The organism is Ancylobacter polymorphus, from assembly GCF_022836935.1.
Lineage (GTDB): Bacteria > Pseudomonadota > Alphaproteobacteria > Rhizobiales > Xanthobacteraceae > Ancylobacter > Ancylobacter polymorphus_A.
Genome location: NZ_CP083239.1, coordinates 3,167,728 through 3,189,678, shown reverse-complemented (window position 1 = coordinate 3,189,678; position 21,951 = coordinate 3,167,728). Strand labels below are relative to the sequence as shown.

17 protein-coding genes are annotated in these 21,951 nt (G+C 66.5%); 2 read left to right on the top strand and 15 right to left on the bottom strand.

What is annotated here, in order from left to right; genetic code table 11:
* Positions 1 to 23: 23 nt before the first annotated feature.
* Together gltX and gltA are read left to right on the top strand one after the other, a co-directional pair.
* Positions 24 to 1,460 (top strand): glutamate--tRNA ligase, encoded by a 1,437-nt coding sequence (gene gltX, locus K9D25_RS15040; RefSeq protein WP_244376420.1) that lies wholly within the window; start codon positions 24 to 26, stop codon positions 1,458 to 1,460.
* 241 nt (positions 1,461 to 1,701) lie between these two features.
* The gene (gene gltA, locus K9D25_RS15035) at positions 1,702 to 3,009 is read left to right on the top strand and encodes a citrate synthase (RefSeq protein WP_244376419.1); all 1,308 of its coding nucleotides are present in this window, start codon (positions 1,702 to 1,704) and stop codon (positions 3,007 to 3,009) included.
* Between the two features lie 88 nt (positions 3,010 to 3,097).
* On the opposite strand, the gene lpxB is transcribed toward gltA, so the two are convergent.
* The 15 genes from lpxB to dnaE form a co-directional block, all read right to left on the bottom strand.
* Positions 3,098 to 4,276, bottom strand: coding sequence for a lipid-A-disaccharide synthase (gene lpxB / locus K9D25_RS15030; protein WP_244376418.1), 1,179 nt, complete (start codon positions 4,274 to 4,276; stop codon positions 3,098 to 3,100).
* On the bottom strand, positions 4,273 to 5,172 hold the full coding sequence (locus K9D25_RS15025; RefSeq protein ID WP_244376417.1) for an LpxI family protein: 900 nt from the start codon (positions 5,170 to 5,172) through the stop codon (positions 4,273 to 4,275). Before K9D25_RS15025 ends, lpxB begins: the two co-directional genes overlap by 4 nt.
* On the bottom strand, positions 5,147 to 5,980 hold the full coding sequence (gene lpxA / locus K9D25_RS15020; protein ID WP_244376416.1) for an acyl-ACP--UDP-N-acetylglucosamine O-acyltransferase: 834 nt from the start codon (positions 5,978 to 5,980) through the stop codon (positions 5,147 to 5,149). Before lpxA ends, K9D25_RS15025 begins: the two co-directional genes overlap by 26 nt.
* Positions 5,977 to 6,465: a 3-hydroxyacyl-ACP dehydratase FabZ gene (fabZ, locus tag K9D25_RS15015; RefSeq protein WP_244376415.1), complete on the bottom strand. Its 489-nt coding sequence runs from the start codon at positions 6,463 to 6,465 to the stop codon at positions 5,977 to 5,979. Before fabZ ends, lpxA begins: the two co-directional genes overlap by 4 nt.
* A 4-nt stretch (positions 6,466 to 6,469) precedes the next feature.
* Positions 6,470 to 7,543 carry a UDP-3-O-(3-hydroxymyristoyl)glucosamine N-acyltransferase gene (lpxD, locus tag K9D25_RS15010; RefSeq protein WP_244376414.1) on the bottom strand — a complete coding sequence of 358 codons (1,074 nt, stop codon included), beginning with the start codon at positions 7,541 to 7,543 and terminating at the stop codon, positions 6,470 to 6,472.
* Positions 7,544 to 7,630: 87 nt separating this feature from the next.
* Positions 7,631 to 10,057 carry an outer membrane protein assembly factor BamA gene (gene bamA, locus K9D25_RS15005; protein WP_244450888.1) on the bottom strand — a complete coding sequence of 809 codons (2,427 nt, stop codon included), beginning with the start codon at positions 10,055 to 10,057 and terminating at the stop codon, positions 7,631 to 7,633.
* Between the two features lie 188 nt (positions 10,058 to 10,245).
* Positions 10,246 to 11,391 (bottom strand): RIP metalloprotease RseP, encoded by a 1,146-nt coding sequence (gene rseP / locus K9D25_RS15000; RefSeq protein WP_244376413.1) that lies wholly within the window; start codon positions 11,389 to 11,391, stop codon positions 10,246 to 10,248.
* Positions 11,392 to 11,540: 149 nt separating this feature from the next.
* Positions 11,541 to 12,362 (bottom strand): phosphatidate cytidylyltransferase, encoded by an 822-nt coding sequence (locus K9D25_RS14995; protein WP_244376412.1) that lies wholly within the window; start codon positions 12,360 to 12,362, stop codon positions 11,541 to 11,543.
* 4 nt (positions 12,363 to 12,366) lie between these two features.
* Positions 12,367 to 13,164, bottom strand: coding sequence for an isoprenyl transferase (locus tag K9D25_RS14990; RefSeq protein ID WP_432207885.1), 798 nt, complete (start codon positions 13,162 to 13,164; stop codon positions 12,367 to 12,369).
* Positions 13,165 to 13,188: 24 nt separating this feature from the next.
* Entirely contained in the window at positions 13,189 to 13,752 is a 564-nt protein-coding gene (frr, locus tag K9D25_RS14985; RefSeq protein ID WP_244376411.1) for a ribosome recycling factor, read from the bottom strand.
* Positions 13,753 to 13,895: 143 nt separating this feature from the next.
* The gene (gene pyrH / locus K9D25_RS14980; RefSeq protein ID WP_244376410.1) at positions 13,896 to 14,627 is read right to left on the bottom strand and encodes a UMP kinase; all 732 of its coding nucleotides are present in this window, start codon (positions 14,625 to 14,627) and stop codon (positions 13,896 to 13,898) included.
* Between the two features lie 101 nt (positions 14,628 to 14,728).
* The gene (gene tsf / locus K9D25_RS14975; RefSeq protein ID WP_244376409.1) at positions 14,729 to 15,652 is read right to left on the bottom strand and encodes a translation elongation factor Ts; all 924 of its coding nucleotides are present in this window, start codon (positions 15,650 to 15,652) and stop codon (positions 14,729 to 14,731) included.
* Between the two features lie 123 nt (positions 15,653 to 15,775).
* Positions 15,776 to 16,774, bottom strand: coding sequence for a 30S ribosomal protein S2 (locus tag K9D25_RS14970; RefSeq protein WP_244376408.1), 999 nt, complete (start codon positions 16,772 to 16,774; stop codon positions 15,776 to 15,778).
* Positions 16,775 to 16,955: 181 nt separating this feature from the next.
* Entirely contained in the window at positions 16,956 to 17,786 is an 831-nt protein-coding gene (locus K9D25_RS14965) for a sulfotransferase family protein (protein WP_244376407.1), read from the bottom strand.
* A gap of 394 nt (positions 17,787 to 18,180) precedes the next feature.
* Positions 18,181 to 21,615 carry a DNA polymerase III subunit alpha gene (gene dnaE, locus K9D25_RS14960; protein WP_244376406.1) on the bottom strand — a complete coding sequence of 1,145 codons (3,435 nt, stop codon included), beginning with the start codon at positions 21,613 to 21,615 and terminating at the stop codon, positions 18,181 to 18,183.
* Positions 21,616 to 21,951 lie beyond the last annotated feature (336 nt).

Sequence of the window (21,951 nt, the reverse complement as noted above, 5' to 3'; positions counted from 1 at the left end):
CCTGCGGCGCAGACGGAAGAAATATGTCCGAGACCGTCGTTACCCGCTTCGCCCCCTCGCCCACCGGCTTCTTGCACATTGGCGGCGCCCGCACCGCGCTGTTCAATTGGCTGTATGCCCGCGCCAAGGGCGGCACCATGCTGCTGCGCATCGAAGACACCGACCGCCAGCGCTCCACGCCGGAAGCGATCGACGCCATCATCGACGGGCTGAAATGGCTCGGCATCGACTGGTCGGGCGAGGTGATCTACCAGTTCGCCCGCGCCGAGCGGCACCGCGAAGCGGTGGAACAGATGATCGCCGCCGGCCGCGCCTATCCCTGCTATGCCAGCGCGGCGGAGCTGGAAGAGATGCGCGAGACCGCCCGCAGGGAGGGCCGCCCGCCGCGCTATGACGGCCGCTGGCGCGACCGCGACCCCGCCGAGGCGCCCGCCGACCGCAAGCCGGTGTTCCGCCTGAAGGCGCCGACCGAGGGCGAGACCGTCATCGACGACCTCGTGCAGGGCCGGGTGGTGATTCCGAACAAGGACCTCGACGACCTGGTGCTGCTGCGCTCCGATGGTACGCCGACCTATATGCTCTCGGTGGTGGTCGACGACCACGATATGAACGTCACCCACATCATCCGCGGCGACGATCATCTGACCAATGCTGCGCGCCAGACGCAGATCTACCATGCGCTGGGCTGGGAGGTGCCGAAGATGGCCCATATCCCGCTGATCCATGGACCGGACGGGGCAAAGCTCTCCAAGCGCCATGGCGCGCTGGGCGTCGATGCCTACCGGGCGATGGGCTACCTGCCGGCCGCTTTGCGCAACTATCTCGTCCGCCTCGGCTGGAGCCATGGCGACCAGGAGATTTTCTCCACCGAGGAGATGGCGCAGCTGTTCGATCTCGACCGCGTCGGCCGCTCGGCGGCGCGTTTCGACTTCGCCAAGCTGGAAAACATCAACGGCCTCTATATCCGCTCCACGCCCGATGCCGAACTGCTCGCGGCCATCGACACGCTGCTGCCGCATATTCCTGAGGGCGCCACCATTGCCGCCGCGCTCACGCCCGAGCGCCGCGCGCAGCTGCTCGCCGCCATGCCGGGACTGAAGGAGCGCGCCAAGACGCTGATCGAACTCATTGAAAGCGCCGCCTATATCTGGCGCGCCCGCCCGTTGCCGCTGGAAGAAAAGGCGCAGGCGCTGCTGACCGAGGAGGCACGCCGCCTGCTGGCGGCCGCGTCCGTACAGCTCGCGGCGGTGGCGAATTGGAACGCGGCGGAGACCGAGGCGGCGGTGCGTGCGGTGGCGGAAGCGCAGGGCGTCAAGCTCGGCATGCTGGCGCAGCCGCTGCGCGCGGCAGTGACCGGCAAGACCACCTCGCCCGGCATTTTCGACGTGCTGGCCGTGCTCGGCCGCGAGGAGTCGCTGGCCCGGATCGGCGACCAGACCGGCGCGGTCGCGCAGGCGTAAGAAACCGTTCTAGCACATGGCGGAAGCGCGGATGCAATGGTTTCGCGCCCGCCCGGCGGCCGCATTGCGGCAGCGTTTTCGCTGCGCTTGCGAGGGCGGATCGAAACCGCTACGACTTTGATCATGGGCCGCAGCGAGACACCCCCCGTCTCCTACGCACAGCGCCAAACGGCAGGCGCGGCCCCTCGCCAAGACGCGATCCGTTTCAGATCCGTTCGTTCCTAGGTTCAGGGAGACCCGCATGGACGCCAGCCAAAGCAACGCGCCAAAATCCGCCACGCTCACCATTGGCGATGAAAGCTGGGAGCTGCCGATCCTGAACGGGACGATCGGTCCTGACGTGATCGATATCGCCAAGCTCTACGCGCAGACCGGCAAGTTCACCTACGATCCCGGCTTCACCTCCACCGCCTCCTGCGAAAGCCAGATCACCTATATCGATGGCGACGAGGGCATCCTGCTCTATCGCGGCTACCCCATCGAACAGCTGGCCGAAAGCGACTTCCTCGAAACCTGCTACCTGCTTCTCTACGGGGAGCTGCCGACCGCCGCCCAGAAGGCGGATTTCGACTACCGCGTCACGCGCCACACGATGGTGCATGAGCAGATGAGCCGGTTCTTCCACGGCTTCCGTCGCGACGCGCATCCCATGTCCGTGCTGGTGGCCTCGGTCGGCGCGCTGTCCGCCTTCTACCATGACAGCACCGACATTTCCGATCCGCAGCAGCGCATGATCGCCTCGATCCGAATGATCGCGAAGATCCCGACGCTGGCGGCCATGGCCTACAAGTACTCGATCGGCCAGCCCTTCGTGTACCCCAAGAACGATCTCGACTACGCCTCGAACTTCCTGCGCATGTGCTTCTCGGTTCCCTGCGAGGAGTACAAGGTCAACCCGATCCTCTCGCGCGCGATCGACCGCATCTTCATCCTGCACGCCGACCACGAGCAGAACGCCTCGACCTCGACCGTGCGTCTCGCCGGCTCGTCGGGCGCCAACCCCTTCGCCTGCATCGCCGCCGGCATTGCCTGCCTGTGGGGCCCCGCCCATGGCGGCGCCAATGAGGCGGCGCTGAAGATGCTGGGCGAGATCGGCTCGGTGGACCGTATCCCCGAGTTCATCAACCGCGCCAAGGACAAGAACGACCCGTTCCGCCTTATGGGCTTCGGCCATCGCGTCTACAAGAACTACGATCCGCGCGCCAAGATCATGCAGCGCACCTGCCATGAGGTGCTCGGCGAACTCGGCATCAAGGACGACCCGCTGCTCGACATCGCCGTGGAACTGGAGCGCATCGCGCTGCAGGACGACTACTTCGTCGAGCGCAAGCTCTACCCGAATATCGACTTCTACTCGGGCATCACCCTGCGCGCCCTCGGCTTCCCCACCTCCATGTTCACCGTGCTGTTCGCCCTCGCCCGCACCGTGGGCTGGATCGGCCAGTGGAAGGAAATGATCGAGGACCCGAGCCAGCGCATCGGCCGGCCGCGCCAGCTCTACACCGGTGCCACCCAGCGCGACTACGTGCCGATCGCCCGCCGCAAGTGACGGCAGTGCCACGGCACTGAGACGACCGACGAAAACCCCGCCCTCCGGACCGGAAGGCGGGGTTTTTCATGGCCGAGCATCATCCTGGTCAGGCAACGCCACGTCGCTGCGCCAGAGTCTCCAGCACCGCCCGCGCCGCGCGCCGGCTCGGCGGTTCACCCCCCTCGCCCATGACAGCGTCAAGCCGCGCAAAGGCGGCAAGCTGCGCCTCGCGCTCCGGCCCACCGACGATCAGCCGCGCCAGCTGCGCCGCCATGGCGGGCGGGTCGATATGCCATTGCAGATATTCCGGCATAGCCGGCTCATCGAGTATGAGATTGGGCAGGATCGCCGTCTTCACCCGGATGATGAAGGGCGCGATACGCCCTTCCAGCCATGGCACGCGATAGGCGGCGACGGTCGGCACGCCGGCTAGGGCGAGCTCCAGCGTCACCGTGCCGGACGCCGCCAGCGCCGCGCGGGCAATACGGAAGGCGGCGCGCTTCTCCTCATCGCTGACAATGATGCGTGGCTTCACCGCCCAGGAGGCCACCATCGCCTCGACCTGCGCCCGCCGGGCCGGCAAGGTCGGCAGCAGCAGCTCGACATCCGGCACCTCGGCCTTCAATCGCTCCAGCACCTCACCGAAGGTCGCACCGAGCCGCGCCAGTTCCGAGCGGCGGCTGCCGGGCAGCACCAGCAGCACGGGCGGGGACGCGGCGCGGCGGGCGGCCTCCGCCGTATCGGGCCGCAAGGTGGCGAGTTCACCGAGCAAGGGATGGCCGACATAAGTGGTCGGCGGCCCGCCGAGCGCGTGCATCGCCTCCGGCTCGAAGGGGAGCAGCGCCAGAACCCGATCGACATGCGGCGCCATGGCCCGCGCGCGCCCGGGTCGCCAGACCCAGACCGTCGGGGCGACATATTTGACGATCGGCAGATCAGGCAGGCGCGCGCGCACCTTGCTGGCGACACGATGGGTGAAATCCGGCGCATCGACCAGCACCAGCACATCCGGCCGCCTCGCCACGATGGCGCGCACCGTCTCGTCCATCCGCCGGAGGAGGCGCGGCAGGCCGGTCACGACCTGCGCGAAGCCCATGGCGGTGATGTCTTCCATCGGAAACAGCGGCACCAGCCCCTGCGCCTGCATGCGCGCGCCGCCGACGCCGCGAAAGCGCACCCCACCCGCATGCAGCGCCTTCAGCTCCGCCATAAGCCCGGCGCCGAGCACATCGCCTGATTCCTCGCCGGCGACGATGAACACATCGAGCGGCGCGGCGCCGCTCATAGCGATGCTCCGTCGCCGGGTTCGAAGCCGAGGATGAACAGCCCCGCCTCATCCGCGCGGCGGATCAGTTCCACACCATCGGCGACGATGACGCCGCCGGCCTCAACCGCGATGCCGGCAAGCCCGGCGCGCACGGCGCCCTCCACCGTGCGCGCGCCGAGCGAGGGAAGGTCGATCCGAAAATCCTGCCCCGCCTTGGGGCGCTTCACCAGCACGCCGCAACGCGCCGGCATCTTGACCCGGCCATTGGCCCGCAATTCGGCCACCCGCGCCAGCATGAGATCGGTGCCTTCCGCCGCCTCCACCGCCACCACATGGCGGTTCATCACCACCAGCCCCTGGCCGATATCGAGCGGGCCCATCACCGCGAGCGCCTCGCGCCCACGGGCGATATCCGCGCGCGCCGCCGCATCTGGCGCGATGGCGCCGAGCTGGCCCGCCGGCATAAGGATTTCCGGCGCCACTTCATGCGCGCCGACGAGCCGGAAGCCCGATTCCTCCACCAACCGCCCCAGGCCGGTGAGCAGGAAATCGTCACCGCCGCGAAACAGCCTGAGCACGCGCGGCATCAGCCGCAGAGTCGTCCAGTCGAGCCGGAGATCGCGGATGCGCGGACGCAGCACATTGCCAATGAACACCACATCGCGGCAGCCGCGGCGGCGCATCTCGCTTCTGAGGAAACCGAAACCGCCCAGTGACACCCATTCATGCGGCCAGGCACTGAAATCCGCATCGGCAAAGCCGCGCACCGGGAACAGCACCACGGGGCGCCCGGCCCTGCGGGCGCCTTCCGCGACGGCGAGGGGAAATGTGCCGCCGCCGCAGATGATCGCCAGCGGCGCGGCGCGCTCCACCACCCGGGACGGCGCCTCAGGCGGCGTCGGGTTCGGCGCCATGGTCGGCCGCATCGCTGGGAACGATCAGGCGGCGCTTGGCGCCGCTGCGCACGAAATCGATCACCTGCATCACATTGGCATCGTCGCCATACTGCCCGGCGACGCGCTCAACGCGCTCGGCCAGCGTGCCGCCGGAATAGAACAGCTCGCGATAGGCGGCACGCAGCGCGTGGATCTGCGGCCGGGTGAAACCCCGCCGCTTCATGCCAATGATGTTGAGCCCGCCGAGCCCGCTGCGGCCATAGATCAGCGCGCCGAAGGGAATGAGATCGTGCTGAAGCCCACACAGCCCGCCGACAATGGCATTGTCGCCGATGCGCACGAACTGATGCACCGCGGACAAACCGCCAAGGAAGACATTATTGCCAACCGTGACATGGCCGGCGAGGGTCGCGTTGTTGGCGAAGATCACATGGTTGCCGACGATGCAGTCATGCGCGACATGGGCGTTGACCATGAAGAAGCACTTGTCGCCGACCACCGTTTCCCCATGGCCACTGGCCGTGCCGGTGTTCATGGTGACATGCTCGCGGATGATGCAGTCGCGGCCAATCACCAACTTCGTCGGCTCGCCCTTATAGCCGAGCGACTGCGGCGCGGAGCCGAGCGCGGCGAAGGGATGGACGACCGTTCCCGCGCCGAGCGTGGTGTGGCCGCTGACGGCGACATGCGAGAGCAGTTTGACGCCCTCGCCCAGCACCACATGCGGACCCACCGTGCAGAACGGGCCGATCTCGACGCCAGCGCCGAGAACGGCACCCGCTTCCACGCGCGCCAACGGGTCGATCTTCGCCTCGGAAACGGTCATTTACGTCCCTCGCGGGCGATCATCGCGCCCACCTCTGCCTCGGCGACAATCTGGCCGTCGACTTTCGCCTCGCCGCGGAACCACCACATGTTCCGCCGCTTGGACATCTGCGTCATGTGATATTCGAGCACGTCGCCCGGCACCACCGGCTTGCGGAACTTCGCCTTGTCGATGGTCATGAAATAGACGAGCGACGGCGCGCCGTCTTCCGGCCGGTTCAGCAGGCAGATGCTGCCGGCGGTCTGGGCCATCCCCTCCAGGATGAGCACGCCAGGCATGACCGGATTGTCCGGGAAATGTCCCTGGAAATGCGGCTCATTGGCGGTGACGTTCTTGATCCCGATCGCCTTCCGGTCGCCCTCGATACCGACGATCTTGTCGACCAGCAGAAACGGATAGCGGTGCGGCAGAGCCGCCAGAATGCGCTTGATATCGGCGGTGCCGAGCGCTGTCGGCTCGACTGCGGCTTCGACCTGCACGTCCATTCCTTCATTGCCCCTGTTGTTCGCCGCGACGGGCGCCGATTTCACCGCGCCCGAGGCGCTGGACCGCCATCACCTCGCGGAACCAGTCGCGCATCGGCTTGGCGGGAGAGCCCCCCCATTCGACACCCGGCGGCACGTCGTCCTTCACATTGCTCGACGCGGCGATGCGCGCGCCATCGCCGATATGGACATGGCCGATGACACCGACCTGCCCACCCAGCATGACGAAATCGCCCAGAGTCGCGCTGCCGGCGATGCCGGCCTGCGACACCACGATGCAGTGCCGCCCGATGACCACGTTGTGCGCGATCTGAACCAGATTGTCGATCTTGGTCCCCTCGCCGATCACCGTATCGCGCAGGCCGCCGCGGTCGATGGTGGTGGAGGCGCCGATCTCGACATCGTCCTGCAGGATCACGCGGGCAATCTGCGGAATCTTGGCGTGCCCCTTGGCGCCGCCGACATAGCCGAACCCATCCTGGCCGATGCGGGCACCTGGATGGATGATGACGCGATCGCCGACCAATGTGTGCTGTAGCGTGACGCCGGCGCCGATCGAGCAAAAGCGTCCGATGCGCACCCCCTGCCCGATCACGGCGCCGGCGGCGATCACTGTACCCGTACCGATCTCCGCGCCGGCCCCGATCACCGCGCCCGGGTCGACCGTCACGTCAGCTTCGAGCCGCGCCTGTGGGTGGACCATCGCCCCGGCGGCGACGCCGGCCTGGCCGAACATTGAGCCGGGCTGAAGGCTGCCGGCATAAAGCCGCCGGGCAACGGTGACGAAGGCGGCGTGAGGCTTGGCCACGCGAAGCGCGACCGTGCCGGCGGGCACATGCGCGGCGAAGCGTTCAGTGACCAGGCAGGCGCCAGCGCGAGTGGCGCGGAGCGCCGGGACATGGCGGGCGCCGTCCATGAAGGCGAGATCGTGCGGACCGGCCTCTTCGAGCGAGGCGACACCGGAGAGGCGCAGAGCCGCGGCATCGGACCCGAGCGCCGCAGCATCTGCCCCGACGAGTGCCGCGATGTCGGCCAGTGTCAGCGCCGTCGGCACCGGATGGAAGAAGGGATCGTTCATCGCCGCCTGTCGACTGCCGTGGCACTTCCCAAACGCACGAGCGGCCCGGATGACCGGACCGCCCTGCATCTCATGTGGTGGACTGTATCAGAAGCTGGTGCCGCCGCTGAAGCGGAACTCCTGAACCTCGTCGTACCATTCCTTGGTCAGCGCCCAGGCATAGTCGAAGCGCAGCGGACCGAAGGGCGAGGCCCAGATCAGACTGACACCGACCGAAGAGCGGATCAGGTCACTGTCGGCGACGCAGACATTGGCGAGCCCCTGCGTCTTCGAGCCAGAGAACGCGCTGCAGTCGACGAGACTGGCCTCCCAGCCCGGGATGTTCGGGAAGGTTGTGTTGCCCTGATAGTCCCACAGCGAACCGGCATCGGCGAACACGGCGAACTTCAGGCCGAAATCCTTGGGCAGGAAGGAAAGCGGGAACTGCACTTCCGCCGTCGCACCCCAGAACAGCGTGCCGCCGAGCGCATCCATGTCCTGACCAAAGGCACCGGACGCAAGGTCGCGCGGACCGATACCGTTCGGCGCGAAGCCACGGACGAGGTCGGGCCCCTTGAAGAAGTTGTCGGTGATGCGCAGGTCTTCGTTACCCCAGGCCGCGACATTGCCGGCCTGGCCACGGAGCAGCAGAACCGCGTCGCCGACCACCGGCATATAGTAGCGGGCGTCGAAGGTGGTGCGGACGTACTGGGAGTCGCCACCGAGACCGGCGAAATCCTGCTTCAGCTCCAGCAAGTAACCGCTGGACGGGTTCTTGTTGTTGTCGAGCATGTTGTAGGAGAGCGTGTAGCCAACAGCCGAGGTCAGGATCGACTCGTTGTTGATCTCCAGCAGCGCCCACGAAATGTTGTTGTACACCTCGTCGGTCACGCTGACCGAAATCTCCTTCTGCGACAGCATGTAGCGCAGGCCGAGGGTCAGCTCGTCGGTGAGCGGCAGGGCGACGCGCAGCGTGCCGCCAGCGGTCTCAGTGTCGTACTGGCTGTAGCTCGTCGCGCTAGTCGTCTTCCAGAACAGGTCGAAGCCGGCCGCCATGCGGTAGTCGAGGAAGTAGGGCTCGGTGAAGCTGAAATCGGCGCCCTGCACGTTCTCGCCGAGCTGGCCGGCCAGACGGACATACTGGCCGCGACCGAGGAAGTTCTTCTCCGAGATCGCCACTTCGCCGATGAAGCCATCCGTCGTCGAATAGCCGCCCGAGACCGAGAACTCGCCGGTGGGCTGATCCTCGACCGTCACCACGAGGATGATGCGGTCCGGCGCCGTGCCGGGCTCGTTGGTGATCTTCACGTCCTTGAAGTAGCCAAGATTGCGCAGACGACGCTCGGCACGGTCGACCAGCACGCGGTTATAGGCATCGCCTTCGGCAAAATCGAACTCGCGACGGATCACCCAGTCGCGGGTACGGGTGTTGCCGCGGATCTCGATGCGCTCGACATAGACGCGCGGACCTTCCTCGACGGCGAACACCAGCGAGATGGTACGGGTCTCGACATTGCGATCACCGCGTGGACGCACCTGGGCGAAGGCATAGCCGGACTTGGACACCTCAATGGTCGCGTTCTCGACCGACTTCTCCACCAGCTCGGCATTGTAGACCTGGCCCGGCGCCACGCGAAGGGCAGCGCGCAGATCCTTGATATCCACGTCCTTGATGCCGGAGACGACATCGACGGTTCCGATGCGATACTGCGGGCCTTCGTCGATCACATAGGTGAGGACGAAGCCGTCGCGCTGACGATCGAGATCGGCCGTCACCGAGATGATGCGGAAGTCGGCATAGCCGTGCTTCAGATAGAAGCGGCGCAGCAGTTCCTGATCGGTGTTGATGCGGTCGACATCGTAAATGTCGGAGTTCTTGAGCCACGAGAGCCAGTTGGTCTCGGTGGTGGTGATCTCGTCCTTCAGCTTGTAGGCCGAAAAGGCCTTGTTGCCGACGAACTTGATCTCGGCCACGCCGAGCTTGTCGCCCTCGGTGATCTCGAACACGAGATCGACGCGACCCTGGCCACGCTCAATGATCTTCGGCTCGACGCGCACATCGTAGCGGCCGGCGCGGTGATAGATATCGATGATACGCTGCGTATCGGCCTGAACCGTCGTCTTGGACAGCGGGCTACGGGCCTTGGACTGCACTTCAAGCGACAGCTGGTCGTCCTTGACCTTCTTGTTGCCTTCGAAGGCGACGCGGTTGATCACCTGATTCTCGACGACGGTCACAACCATCCGCCCACCGCGGTTGCTGATGGTGACGTCGGAGAAAAGCCCGGTGGCGTAGAGCCCCTTGAGCGCCTCGTCGATCTTGGCCGGCGTCAGCGACTGGCCGGGCGAGGTCTGGAAATAGGAGCGGATGGTATCGGCATCAACGCGCTGATTCCCCTCGACGACGATGGAACTCGCCGACTGAGCCATGGCCGCCCCGGGCGCCATGACGGCACCGGAAACACCGCCGACCGCCACAAGAAGGGCAAAGCCGACTGCCGACGCCAATCTACTCACGAACCGGGAACGAGCCATTTGGTGCGCAACCTTACCGTTGTTCTGGGAGACGACCACCGACGCACCCGAAGATGCGCACCCGGCGACACTCCTCACCCTGCACTCCGTTTGATACAGACTTTTCCAGAGCCTGCAAACCGGACCTGCCGCTTTCAGTGCCTTTTCCGGACGGCGTGGCCGCTTGGCAACGCCGTCCCGAATCCTCGTCAAGATTTTGATATATTGAGAATATCGTTCCACGTTGCAAACAGCATCAACATCAGCACGAGCGCCAGGCCGATGCGGAAACCCACCTCCTGGGCCCGTTCGCTGAGCGGCCGGCCGCGCAGCGCCTCGATCCCGTAGAAAAGCAGGTGTCCGCCATCCAGTAGCGGTACAGGAAAGAGGTTAAGAAGTCCGATCGACACCGACAGAACCGCCGCCAGCTGCAGCAGGGCCGCGATTCCGAAGGTCGCGACCTGTCCGGACACCTGGGCGATGCGGATCGGGCCGCCCAGCTGGTCGGCACGCTCGCGTCCCGTCACCACGCCACCGAGATAGCTGAAGGTGCGGTCGACGATGAACCAGACCTCGGCCGTCGCCTGGGTCACGGCCTGAACCGGGCCGAATCGCTCGGTGCGAACCTGCCCTCCCCCGGTGTCGCGCGAGATGCCGAGCACGCCGATGCGGTGCACATTGCCAAAGGTGTCAGTGACCTCGCGCAGATCCGGGGTCGCCTGGAGCGTGAGTCGCTGCCCGCCGCGTTCGACCTCGACGGCGAGCGGCTCGCCGGCATTGGCGCTGACGACACGCTGCATGTCGCCGAACGAGTCGATCTTGGCGCCATTGATGGTGAGGATGAGATCGCTCGGCTGGAATCCGGCCCGCTCGGCGGCGCTGCCGGCCTGCACCGCATCCACCTGCGGCGTCGTCACCTGGCGGCCGACCGTCATGAACAGACCGGCGAAGATGACGATGGCCAGGATGAAATTGGCGATCGGCCCTGCTGCGACGATAGCCGCCCGGGCGCCGACCGATTTGTGGAAGAAGCTCTCCCGCCGCTCCGTCTCGCTCATGTGCGAGATCGCCCCACGGTCGGGGGCGCTGGCAGCGTTTTCGTCTCCGAGGAACTTCACATAGCCGCCGAGCGGAATCGCCGAGAGTTTCCAGCGTGTGCCGCGGCGGTCGTTGAAGCCGGCGATCTCCGGCCCGAAGCCGATCGAGAACGCCACCACCCGCACCCCGGCCCGCCGCGCGACCCAGAAATGGCCCAACTCGTGGAAGAACACGACGATCGTCAGCACGAACAGAAACGGCACGACATAGCCGAGCAGCCAGCCCGCGGTGCCGCCCATCGAGGCAAGAAAGTCCATCAGCGATTTCCCAGACAGGCACGCCGACGGGCGCGCCGCATGTTCCATAAGGAGCGTTTAAGGCGAAGGTGGGTAAAATGCGGCGAGATGTCGGAATTTAAGGCCGGACTCGCGTGCGACGTGGCAGCGCGGGGCCCCCCCCGGCCTCTTCACCACAGCAGGAAGCCGCGCGCGGGCGCGTCCGGCGCGCGCAGCAGGCCGATCAACAGCATAAGCGCCGCCGCCGCGATGAAGCCGTCGAGCCGGTCCATCAGACCACCATGGCCGGGGATGAGATGGCTGGAGTCTTTCACGCCGAAACGCCGCTTCATCGCCGATTCGAACAGGTCGCCGCTTTGGCTGGCAAAGCTTGCCAGCAGCGCGACCGGGGCGGCGAGCAACGCTGTCTCGACCCGCGCGAGGTACAGCGCCGCCATTCCCGCCAGCATGCCGAACAGCGCCCCGCCGAGCGATCCCGCCCAGGTCTTGTTGGGGCTGACGCGCGGCCAGAGCTTGGGGCCGCCAATGAGGCGACCGCAGAAATAGGCGGCGATGTCGGTAGACCACACGACAGCCAGCAGCCATACCAGGCTCACCAGACCGAGGGCTCCATCCTGGCGCAGGATCAGTGTCGGTAGCGCCAGCGCACCGGCATAAAGCACGCCGAACGGCGCCCATGTCCGCCGCTCACGGTTGGAACGTGCCACCAGCGCCGCCGTGATGGCGCCAAGCACCACAATTCCAATGGCGGCAGGCGGCGGGCGTATGGCGAGCAACAGCACGGCCACGACCAGTGTCGCGGCGCCGATCACCAGCAGCGGCGTGCGGGGCTTGGCGCCGATCATGCGCAGCCATTCCCACAGCACGATCACGGAAGAGAGCGCGACAAGGGCACTGAAGGCCCAGCCGCCGGCCACGGCGACCAGCATCACCAACGGCCCGAGCACCAGAGCCGAGACGAGCCGCGGCAGAAAGTCCTCTCCGATACGCAAGAGCTCAGCTTTCCGCCGCTTCGACGCCGCCGAAGCGGCGCTCACGCCGACGATATTCGCAAAGCGCCTGCTCCAGCCAGCCGCGATCGAAATCCGGCCACAGCACGGGGAGGAAGACCAGTTCGGCATAGGCCGCCTGCCAGAGCAGGAAATTCGACAGGCGCTGCTCGCCGCTGGTGCGGATGACGAGATCGAGCGGCGGCAACCCCGCCGTGTCGAGCGCCTCCGCGAAACGTTCCGGCGTGATGTCTTCGGCCCGCAGCGCGCCAGCCGCGACCTGCCGCGCCAATGTCTGCGCCGCACGGGCGATTTCGCCGCGCGCGCCATAGTTGAACGCCACGGTCAGGCGCACACCCGTATTGTCGCGGGTCAGCGCCTGAGCTTCATCGAACAGCGCCTGCACTTCGCTGTCGGTCGGATGTCCCTCGCCGATGATGCGCAGGCGGACATTCTTGGCGTGAAGTTCCTTGAGATCGGAGCGGATGAAGCGCTTCAGCAGCCCCATCAACTCGCCAATCTCACGCTGCGGCCGTGACCAGTTCTCGCTGGAGAAGCTGTAGAGGGTCAGCGCCTCGATGCCCAGCTCCCGAGCATCTGCCACCGTGCGGCGGACGGCTTCGGCACCCCGCCTGTGCCCCTCGAAGCGCGGAAGCCCGTGCCCCTTCGCCCATCGCCCGTTGCCATCCATGATGATGGCAACGTGGCGCGGCACCGGGAAGAGCGACGCCGCCGCGTCCCCGTCGGTCTCGATGGCGGCCCCAGAGGCCTCGCCGCGCCTTGCAATGTTCACGGACCCCCCCATGGCGCCCTTATCGGCGCCCGCCGATCAAACCGCGAGGATTTCCTTTTCCTTCGCGGCCACGACCTGATCGATCTCGGCAATGAACTGGTCCGTCGCCTTCTGGACCTGGTCGGCGAGCCGGTCGAGGTCGTCCGAGCTCATCTCGCCGTCCTTTTCCGCCTTCTTGATGACGTCGAGCCCGTCGCGGCGCACATGGCGCACCGACACACGCGCGGCTTCGGCATATTTATGTGCGACCTTGACGAGTTCCTGGCGGCGATCCTGAGTCAGCTCGGGGATGCGCACGCGCAGCACCTGCCCTTCGGTCTGCGGGTTCAGGCCGAGATTGGAGTCGCGGATGGCCTTCTCGACCGCCGCCACCATGCCCCGGTCCCACACCTGCACCGACAGCAGGCGCGGCTCCGGCACATTGACCGACGCGACCTGATTCAGCGGCATGTGGCTGCCATAGGCATCCACCTGGATCGGCTCCAGCAGGCTGGCCGAGGCGCGGCCGGTGCGCAGGCCCGAAAGCTCAGTCTTGAGAACGGAGATCGCGCCCGTCATGCGGCGCTTGATATCGGCAATGTCGATCGGACCAGTGCTCATCACGAACCTCATTCATTCATCAGCCGGCCCGAGGCCGACGGGCGCCGGTTGGCGGCTTATCCAACCTAACGGCGCGCATGGCAAGCGTTAGGCGACAACCATGCCCGCACCACGGGCGCGGGACGCCAATTTGGTGGCGAAGGCTACGGAGCTACCGTCGTAGAACGTCCCTCGCCGCGAATGGCGGCGGCAATGGCCCCCGGTTCGCGGATCGAGAACACGACGATCGGCAGCTTCGATTCCCGCGCCAGCGCGAAGGCGGCGGCGTCCATCACCTTCAGGTCTTTGGCCAGCGCCTCGTCATGGGTGAGCCGCTCATAGCGCCGCGCCGAGGGGTCGTGCTTGGGATCGGCGGTGTAGACGCCATCGACATTGGTCGCCTTCATCACCGCGTCGCATTCAAGCTCGGCGGCGCGCAGCACGGCGCCGGTGTCGGTGGTGAAATAGGGGTTGCCGGTGCCGCCGGCCAGCAGAACCACGCGCCCGCGCCCCAGATGGCGTGAGGCGGTTTGGCGGGCATAGGGCTCGCAGATGGTGGGCATGGGAATGGCGGACAGGGTGCGGGCGGGAACACCGGCCTTCTCGACCGCCTTCTCCAGCGCCAGCGCGTTCATCACCGTCGCCAGCATGCCCATATGGTCGGCCGTGGCGCGGTCGAGCCCCTGCCCCGCGACGCTGGCGCCGCGCAGGATATTGCCGCCGCCGACGACGACGGCGATCTCGGTTCCGGTGGCGCGGGCCTCTACGAGATCCTGGGCGATGCGCTCGATCGTCGGCCAGTGCAGCCCGAACGCCTCGTTCCCCATCAGCGCCTCACCGGAGACCTTGACCAGGACGCGCTCGAAAAGGGCGCCGTGCGGCTCGGGGATCGACATGGGGCACCTCTGGCTTGGCGCGACTCGGGGTGGCGCGCACAGTAAAACACGCCGGACTGCCCGTGGGCGGCCCGGCGTGACTTATCAACGTAACAACGCGCTCAGACGCCGGCAGCGGCCGCGACTTCGGCGGCGAAGTCGCTTTCCTGCTTCTCAACGCCTTCGCCGAGGCCGAAGCGGACGAAGCCGACCAGCTTGATCGGCGCGCCGACCTTGCCTTCGCTCTCCTTCACCGCCTGGGCGACCGTCTTGGACGGGTCGTGGATGAACGCCTGCTCGACGAGAGTCACTTCCTTGTAGAAGGTCTTCAGGCCGCTCTCGACGATCTTCTCGACAACGTTGTCCGGCTTGCCGGAGGCCTTGGCCTTCTCGGCGAGCACGCCCTTCTCGCGGGCGATCACGTCGGCGTCGATGCCCGCGGCGTCGAGCGCCTGCGGGTTGGCAGCCGCGACATGCATGGCGATCTGGCGACCGAGCGCGGCGAGTTCATCCGCCTTGCCCTCGGACTCCAGCGCGACCAGCACGCCGATCTTGCCGAGACCTTCGCCCACCGAACCGTGGACATAGGCGCCGATGGCGCCCGTCGACACCGCCAGCTTCTTGGAGCGGCGCAGGTTCATGTGCTCGCCAATGGTGGCGACCGCGTTGTTGATCGCCTCGGCGACAGTGCCGCCAGCCGGATAGGCCGCCGCCTTCACCGCCTCGACATCGTCCTCGGCGCTCAGGGCGACGGTGGCGATGTCGCGCACGAGCTGCTGGAACTGGTCGTTGCGCGCCACGAAGTCGGTTTCGGAATTGACTTCGACGACGATACCCGTGGTGCCCGACACGGCGAGGCCGATCAGACCCTCGGCGGCGACGCGCCCGGCCTTCTTGGCGGCCTTGGCGAGACCCTTCTTGCGCAGCCAGTCGATGGCGGCCTCGATGTCGCCGTCCACCTCGGTCAGCGCGGCCTTGCAGTCCATCATGCCGGCGCCGGTCTTCTCGCGCAGCTCCTTCACCATGCCCGCGGTGATGTTGGCCATGTTCCGTTCCTCAACGATCTCTGTGTCTATCGACGACACGGCCGGCCGGACGAAATCCGGGCCGGCCGTGCGATACAATGCTTGGCGCCGGAATGTGACGCCGTCGCGAAGCGGACGCCGGGGTCACTCGACCTCGGCGGTCAGCTCCTTGGCCTGCGCCACCCAGCCATCGACACGGCCCGGCAGACCGACCTCTTCGCCGAGACGATGGGCGTCGTCGGCATTGAGGGCGGCGATCTGCCAGAAGTGGAAGATGCCGAGGTCGGTCAGCTGCTTCTCGATCGCCGGCGACACGCCGGTGAGCTTCTTCAGGTCGTCGGCGATGCCGCGCGGGCCCGAAAGGGCTTCGAGGCTGGTCCAGGCGGTCTCCGCCGGCAGGTCCTCAACCAGCGGGGCCTCAGCCGCACCAATGTCGATGCCGAGATCGCCATGCGAACGGCCGATGCCGTCGATGGCGGCGCGGGCGACGAGGTCGCAATAGAGGTTGATGGCGCGACCGGCGTCGTCATTGCCGGGAACCGGGAAGGCGATGCCGTCCGGATCGCAATTGGTGTCGAGGATGGCCGCGACCGGAATGCCAAGGCGGCGGGCCTCGGCGACGGCGAGGTCTTCCTTGTTGGTGTCGATCACGAACAGCAGGTCGGGAATGCCGCCCATGTCACGGATACCGCCAAGGGCGCGATCGAGCTTTTCCTTCTCGCGCTGGAGCGTCAGGCGCTCCTTCTTGGTGTAGCCAACGCCCTCGCCGGCCGCGAGCAGCTCTTCGAGCTTCTTCAGTCGGGCGATGGAGTGGGAAATGGTCTTCCAGTTGGTCAGCATGCCGCCGAGCCAGCGGGAGTTCACATAGTACTGCGCCGAGCGCTTGGCGGCATCCGCCACGGCATCGGCCGCCTGGCGCTTGGTGCCGACGAACAGCACGCGGCCGCCACGGGCCACGGTGTCGGACACGGCCTGCAGGGCGCGGTGCAGCGCCGGCACGGTCTGGGCCAGGTCGAGAATGTGGATGTTGTTGCGGGTGCCGAAGATGAACGGAGCCATCTTCGGGTTCCAGCGGTGGGACTGATGCCCGAAGTGCACGCCAGCTTCCAGGAGCTGGCGCATGGTGAAGTCAGGAAGCGCCATTGTCGTCTCTCATCCGGTTGGGCCTCCGCGGACATGGCCGTGCCGAGGAATTCGGCTTACGGCACCGGAGCGGTCGTGAAGCCAGCGTCAGGTTGTGACGAGGGGCTCCCGGCCGCGAGTCCGCGTGCGGAATGGCGCGGCTTATAGGGGAGCGCCGTTCCCGTGGCAAGTCCGCCGCACGTCAGCGCGCAGCGTTGTGCGCCACGAGGCCGCTCGAAGCGCTACCGGTCCGCAGGCTAAGCTCCGCGAGCGCGGAGGCGATGAGACCGGGCGAGGCGGCGGGTCGCTCCGTCAGAGCCTGCGCCATGTCACGGTAGAGCAGGCCGGCAATCGCTGCGCGACCGAACCCGGCGCCGGGCAACTCGATCGTGTGATGACGCAGATCGGGCGTGAGGAACGCGTCGATGGCGGCAGCCGCTTCTTCGGTCACCTCAGGCCAAGAACTGCCCAGATGCTGCTTCATCCGGCGGGTTGCGGCGCGCCAATCCGCCAGCAATTCCTCATAGACCACGAGTGCCCGGGGCAGGCCGCGCGTGCCCCGCTCGGCATCGAGCGTGTAGCGCATCCACACCCCGATCGCCCTCCGCGGCTCCATCTGGTCGCGCCGCGCCAGCGATTGCGCGACCTCCAGCGGGTTGCGCAGGGTGAGAACGGCCTCAGTCGCGTAGCCCAATTCGTCGAGGACTTCCCGATAAAGCGGAACCAGCCGGCTGATGCGCGGGTCCTTCAGCACCACCGTCGAGGCACCGCCGAACTCGCTTTCCAGCGTGTCGCGCAGACGGGACCACATGCCCCGCGCCCGCACGACATCGCTCGGACAGACCGTGATCCGCTTGCGCGAATACCAGCGGTGCCCGCACGCGGCGAGGATCTCGTCGTTGAGATCGACGATAGGCTTGGATTCCCAGTGGCCGCGAAGATTGTTCGAGGTGGCACCCATTAACGTCTGCGGCGTGGCCGCCCCCAGCAGATTGACCGTCCGCGTGAGCGCCGACGTACCGCTGCGGTGCATGCCCAGGATCAAAATCGCCCGACGTGTCGTTGAACCCTCAAATACCACCGCCCCAAACACCTTCCCTTGTGCTGCGCGGTAAAAAAGGCATGCTCGCCGCAAATATCAAGAAAAAATCAAACGCAATAACCGAATAAAATCTGCGTATTTGTTCAGAAACACACAGACATACCGCATCACGCTCTGAAACATCGTACCTCAGACGTTCCCGACGCGGCGTCGCACGTCATTAAGGTTGAGTACAACCGGGATCAGACTCTGAATTGCAGGTCGGCCGATGCGGGCACGGTTCGGCGCGCCACAGCCAGCGGCGATCGGGAGGCGGAACTATAGGGAGCGCTGACCGGGGCCCGCTTGCCGATGCAGGCGTCTTACCGGCGCCGGCGCGGCGGCGTTACGCCATCTCGACCATTTCGACACCGGGCACCGCCTTCAGAGCGCCGGCGATCTGCGGCGACAGGCTGAAGCGGCCGGGGAGCTTCACCTCCACCTCCGTATCGCCGCGCTCACCGAGCAGAAGCACCAGCGATACCTCGCCATCCCCTCGGCCGCCGCCAAGCGAACCGAGCCGGGTGGCGACGCTTTCCAGAGGCTCGGGCGAGCGCAGGAAAACGCGCATCCCCTTCTGCATTTTCGAGGCCGCCTGGTCGAGCGGCTCCACGGTCTGGATACGCGCGCGCACATCCTCGCCCTGCAGTTCCGCCGACACCTGCAGCAGCACGGCCTTGCCCGGCTCAAGCAACTCCCGGTACTGCGCCAGCGCTTCAGAGAACAGCACCGCTTCGAACTGCCCGGAAGGGTCGGAAAGGCCGACAATGCCCATCTTGTTGCCGGTCTTGGTCCGGCGCTCCTGCCGGCTTACCACCGTGGCAGCAAGGCGCCCGGCCATGGAGCCGGCCCGCACCGAACGCGTGAAATCGGTCCAGCGCTGCACCCGCAGCCGGTCCAGTGCCTTGCCGTAATCGTCCAGCGGGTGGCCGGTGAGGAAGAAGCCGATGGCGTCGTATTCGCGCTGGAGCTTCTCGGCCGGCAGCCACGGCGCGGCGCTGGGAATCGGCAGTTCCGCCGCGACCGACGGCCCGCCGAACATATTGCCCTGCCCCGATGCCACCTCAGCCCCGACCGATGCCGCATGGGCGAGCATGCAGTCGATCGCCGCCGAGGCCCGGGCGCGGTTCTTCTCCAGCGCATCGAACGCCCCGGCATTGACCAGGCTTTCCATCGTCCGCTTGTTCAGCGCCTTGGCGTTGATGCGCGAGGCGAAGTCGGCGAGGCTGGTGAAGGGGCGCGCGCCCCGCGCCTCGACGATGGCGTCGACCGAGTGCCCACCGACCCCCTTTATCGCCGCCAGCGCATAGAGAATGCGTCCGTCCTTCACGGCGAAGTCGCGCCCGGAGTGATTCACCGAGGGCGGCACGACCTCGATGCCGAGCCGCTGCGATTCCTGCCGGAATTCCGCGAGCTTGTCGGTATTGCCCATGTCGAGCGTCATGGAGGCGGCGAGGAACTCGGTCGGGTAGTTCGCCTTCATATAGGCGGTCTGGTAGGACACCAGCGCATAGGCGGCCGCGTGGCTCTTGTTAAAGCCGTAATCGGCAAATTTGGCGAGCAGGTCGAAAATCTCCGACGCCTTCGCCTTCGGCACGCCCCGCTCCACCGCACCACTGACGAAGCGCTCGCGCTGCTTGTCCATTTCGGCGCGGATCTTCTTGCCCATGGCGCGGCGCAGCAGGTCGGCTTCGCCCAGCGAATAGCCCGAGAGCGTCTGCGCGATCTGCATCACCTGTTCCTGGTAGATGATGACGCCGTAGGTCTCCTTCAGGCTGGCTTCCAGCGCGGGATGCGCATAAGCCGCCTTTTCCTGCCCGTTCTTCACCGCGCAATAGACCGGGATATTGGCCATCGGGCCCGGCCGGTACAGGGCGACGAGGGCGATGATGTCCTCCAGCCGGTCCGGCTTCATGTCGACCAGCGCCCGCCGCATGCCGGCGCTTTCCACCTGGAACACGCCGACCGTCTCGCCGCGCGTCAGCATGTCGTAAGTCTTTTTATCGTCGAGCGGAATCGTCGACAGGTCGAGGGTGATTCCCCGCTGGGCGACCAGACGGACGGCGGTTTGCAGGACGGTGAGGGTCTTGAGGCCGAGGAAGTCGAACTTCACCAGCCCGGCTTGCTCCACCCATTTCATGTTATACTGGGTGACCGGCATGTCCGAGCGCGGGTCTCGGTAGAGCGGGACCAGTCGCGCCAGCGGCCGGTCGCCTATGACGATACCAGCGGCATGGGTCGAGGCGTGGCGGTTGAGCCCTTCCAGCCGGGTGGCGATATCGAAGGCGCGCTTGACCACCGGGTTGGAGTCGCTTTCGCCCTGCAGGCGCGGCTCGTCGGTGATCGCCTGCTTCAGCGTCACCGGATTGGCCGGGTTCTGCGGCACCAGCTTGCACAGCTTGTCGACCTGGCCATAGGGCATTTCCAGCACCCGGCCGACATCGCGCAGCACGCCGCGCGCCTGCAACGTACCGAAGGTGATGATCTGCGCCACCTGATCGCGGCCGTAGCGCTGCTGGACGTAGCGGATCACCTCGTCGCGGCGCTCCTGGCAGAAGTCGATGTCGAAGTCGGGCATCGACACGCGTTCGGGATTGAGGAAGCGTTCGAACAGCAGGCCGAAGCGCAGCGGGTCGAGATCGGTGATGGTCAGCGAATAGGCGACCAGCGAGCCCGCGCCCGAGCCACGGCCCGGACCGACCGGAATTCCCTGCGCCTTGGCCCATTTGATGAAGTCCGACACGATGAGGAAGTAGCCGGGAAACTTCATCCGCTCGATGATACCGAGCTCGAAAGCCAGTCGCGCTTCATAATCCGCGACCGTCAGACCTTCCGTCGGCCCGTGGATCGCCAGGCGATTGCGCAGCCCCTCTTCCGCCTGCAGCCGCAACTCCTCCGCCTCGTCGCGGTCGAGAGTGAAGCGCGGCAGAATGGGCTTCACCGTGCGCGGGCGATAGGCGCAGCGCTGGGCGATTTCCACCGTGTTGGCAAGGGCTTCCGGGAGATCAGCGAACAGGTCCGCCATTTCCGCGCGGGTGCGGAACCGGTGCTCGGGGGTGAGTTGGCGCCGGTCGGGCTCGGCGACGAGACGGCCTTCGGCGATGCAAATCAATGCGTCGTGGGCCTCGTAGTCGTCCTGGGCGGCGAAGAACGGCTCGTTGGTCGCCACCAGCGGCAAATCGAGGCGGTAGGCGAGTTCGATCAGCGCCGGCTCGACCCGGCGCTCCTCGGCGACGCCATGGCGTTGAATTTCTACGTAAAGCCGGTCGCCGAACAGGCTGTGGAGCGTCGCCAGCCGCTGTTCCGCATGGTCGGCGCTGCCGGCCGCCAAAGCGCGGTCGATGGGGCCGATGGGACCGCCAGTGAGAGCGATGAGACCGGCGGCGCGGCCTTCCAGCCAGTCCACCTTGATGTGGGGGGCGCCGTCGGCGGCGGTGTCGAGGAAGGAGCGCGACACCAGCTCCATGAGGTTCGTCCACCCCTCCTCGTTCATCGCGAGCAGGACGATGCGCGGGCGCTCCTGCCCGGCGGGGCCGCGGGGGGCCGTGCCGGGAAAATCCACCGCCACGGCGCAGCCGAGAATCGGCTGGATGCCGGCGCCGGCCATCTTTTCCGAGAATTCCAGCGCGCCGAACAGATTGCCGGTGTCGGTGAGGGCGATGGCGGGCTGGCGGTCCTTCTTGGCGAGATCGGCGAGCTTGCCGATGCTGAGCGCGCCTTCCAGCAGGGAGAAGGAGGAATGAACATGCAGATGCACGAACCCGACATCAGCTTGCGCCATCTCACATCCCTCCTGCGACTCGAAACTCGCTATGGTGGGCATCGCCGCCGGCGGCGTCCACCTTTGCGGGCGGCTCCTCCCCGCTGTCCTCAGGCGCGACCGGGTAATCGCGCCTCAAACCCCGGTGATCACCCCGGCCCACAGGCCGATCATGGCGACGAACAGTGCGATGGACGCGAGAGCGGCGGCTTCCTGTACGAGAACGCGGATCATGTCGACCTCCCTGGAACATAGAGAGAACATGACGCCCGCAATCCACATGATCAAGCCATGTTCTTCTTTCGTTCCCGTTCATGGTTGACGAAACGAAAACGCCCCCGACGCCCTCGCGCCGAA

Excerpts from the sequence above, each read along its gene's own strand:
- lpxB (WP_244376418.1), bottom strand. The coding sequence starts at position 4,276 with ATGAGCGGCGCCGCGCCGCTCGATGTGTTCATCGTCGCCGGCGAGGAA.
- bamA (WP_244450888.1), bottom strand. The coding sequence starts at position 10,057 with ATGGCTCGTTCCCGGTTCGTGAGTAGATTGGCGTCGGCAGTCGGCTTT.
- K9D25_RS15025 (WP_244376417.1), bottom strand. The coding sequence starts at position 5,172 with ATGGCGCCGAACCCGACGCCGCCTGAGGCGCCGTCCCGGGTGGTGGAG.
- frr (WP_244376411.1), bottom strand. The coding sequence starts at position 13,752 with ATGAGCACTGGTCCGATCGACATTGCCGATATCAAGCGCCGCATGACG.
- fabZ (WP_244376415.1), bottom strand. The coding sequence starts at position 6,465 with ATGGACGTGCAGGTCGAAGCCGCAGTCGAGCCGACAGCGCTCGGCACC.
- pyrH (WP_244376410.1), bottom strand. The coding sequence starts at position 14,627 with ATGTCGATCCCCGAGCCGCACGGCGCCCTTTTCGAGCGCGTCCTGGTC.
- lpxD (WP_244376414.1), bottom strand. The coding sequence starts at position 7,543 with ATGAACGATCCCTTCTTCCATCCGGTGCCGACGGCGCTGACACTGGCC.
- dnaE (WP_244376406.1), bottom strand. The coding sequence starts at position 21,615 with ATGGCGCAAGCTGATGTCGGGTTCGTGCATCTGCATGTTCATTCCTCC.
- K9D25_RS14990 (WP_432207885.1), bottom strand. The coding sequence starts at position 13,164 with ATGGGGGGGTCCGTGAACATTGCAAGGCGCGGCGAGGCCTCTGGGGCC.
- rseP (WP_244376413.1), bottom strand. The coding sequence starts at position 11,391 with ATGGACTTTCTTGCCTCGATGGGCGGCACCGCGGGCTGGCTGCTCGGC.
- gltA (WP_244376419.1), top strand. The coding sequence starts at position 1,702 with ATGGACGCCAGCCAAAGCAACGCGCCAAAATCCGCCACGCTCACCATT.
- gltX (WP_244376420.1), top strand. The coding sequence starts at position 24 with ATGTCCGAGACCGTCGTTACCCGCTTCGCCCCCTCGCCCACCGGCTTC.
- K9D25_RS14970 (WP_244376408.1), bottom strand. The coding sequence starts at position 16,774 with ATGGCGCTTCCTGACTTCACCATGCGCCAGCTCCTGGAAGCTGGCGTG.
- K9D25_RS14965 (WP_244376407.1), bottom strand. The coding sequence starts at position 17,786 with ATGCACCGCAGCGGTACGTCGGCGCTCACGCGGACGGTCAATCTGCTG.
- tsf (WP_244376409.1), bottom strand. The coding sequence starts at position 15,652 with ATGGCCAACATCACCGCGGGCATGGTGAAGGAGCTGCGCGAGAAGACC.
- lpxA (WP_244376416.1), bottom strand. The coding sequence starts at position 5,980 with ATGACCGTTTCCGAGGCGAAGATCGACCCGTTGGCGCGCGTGGAAGCG.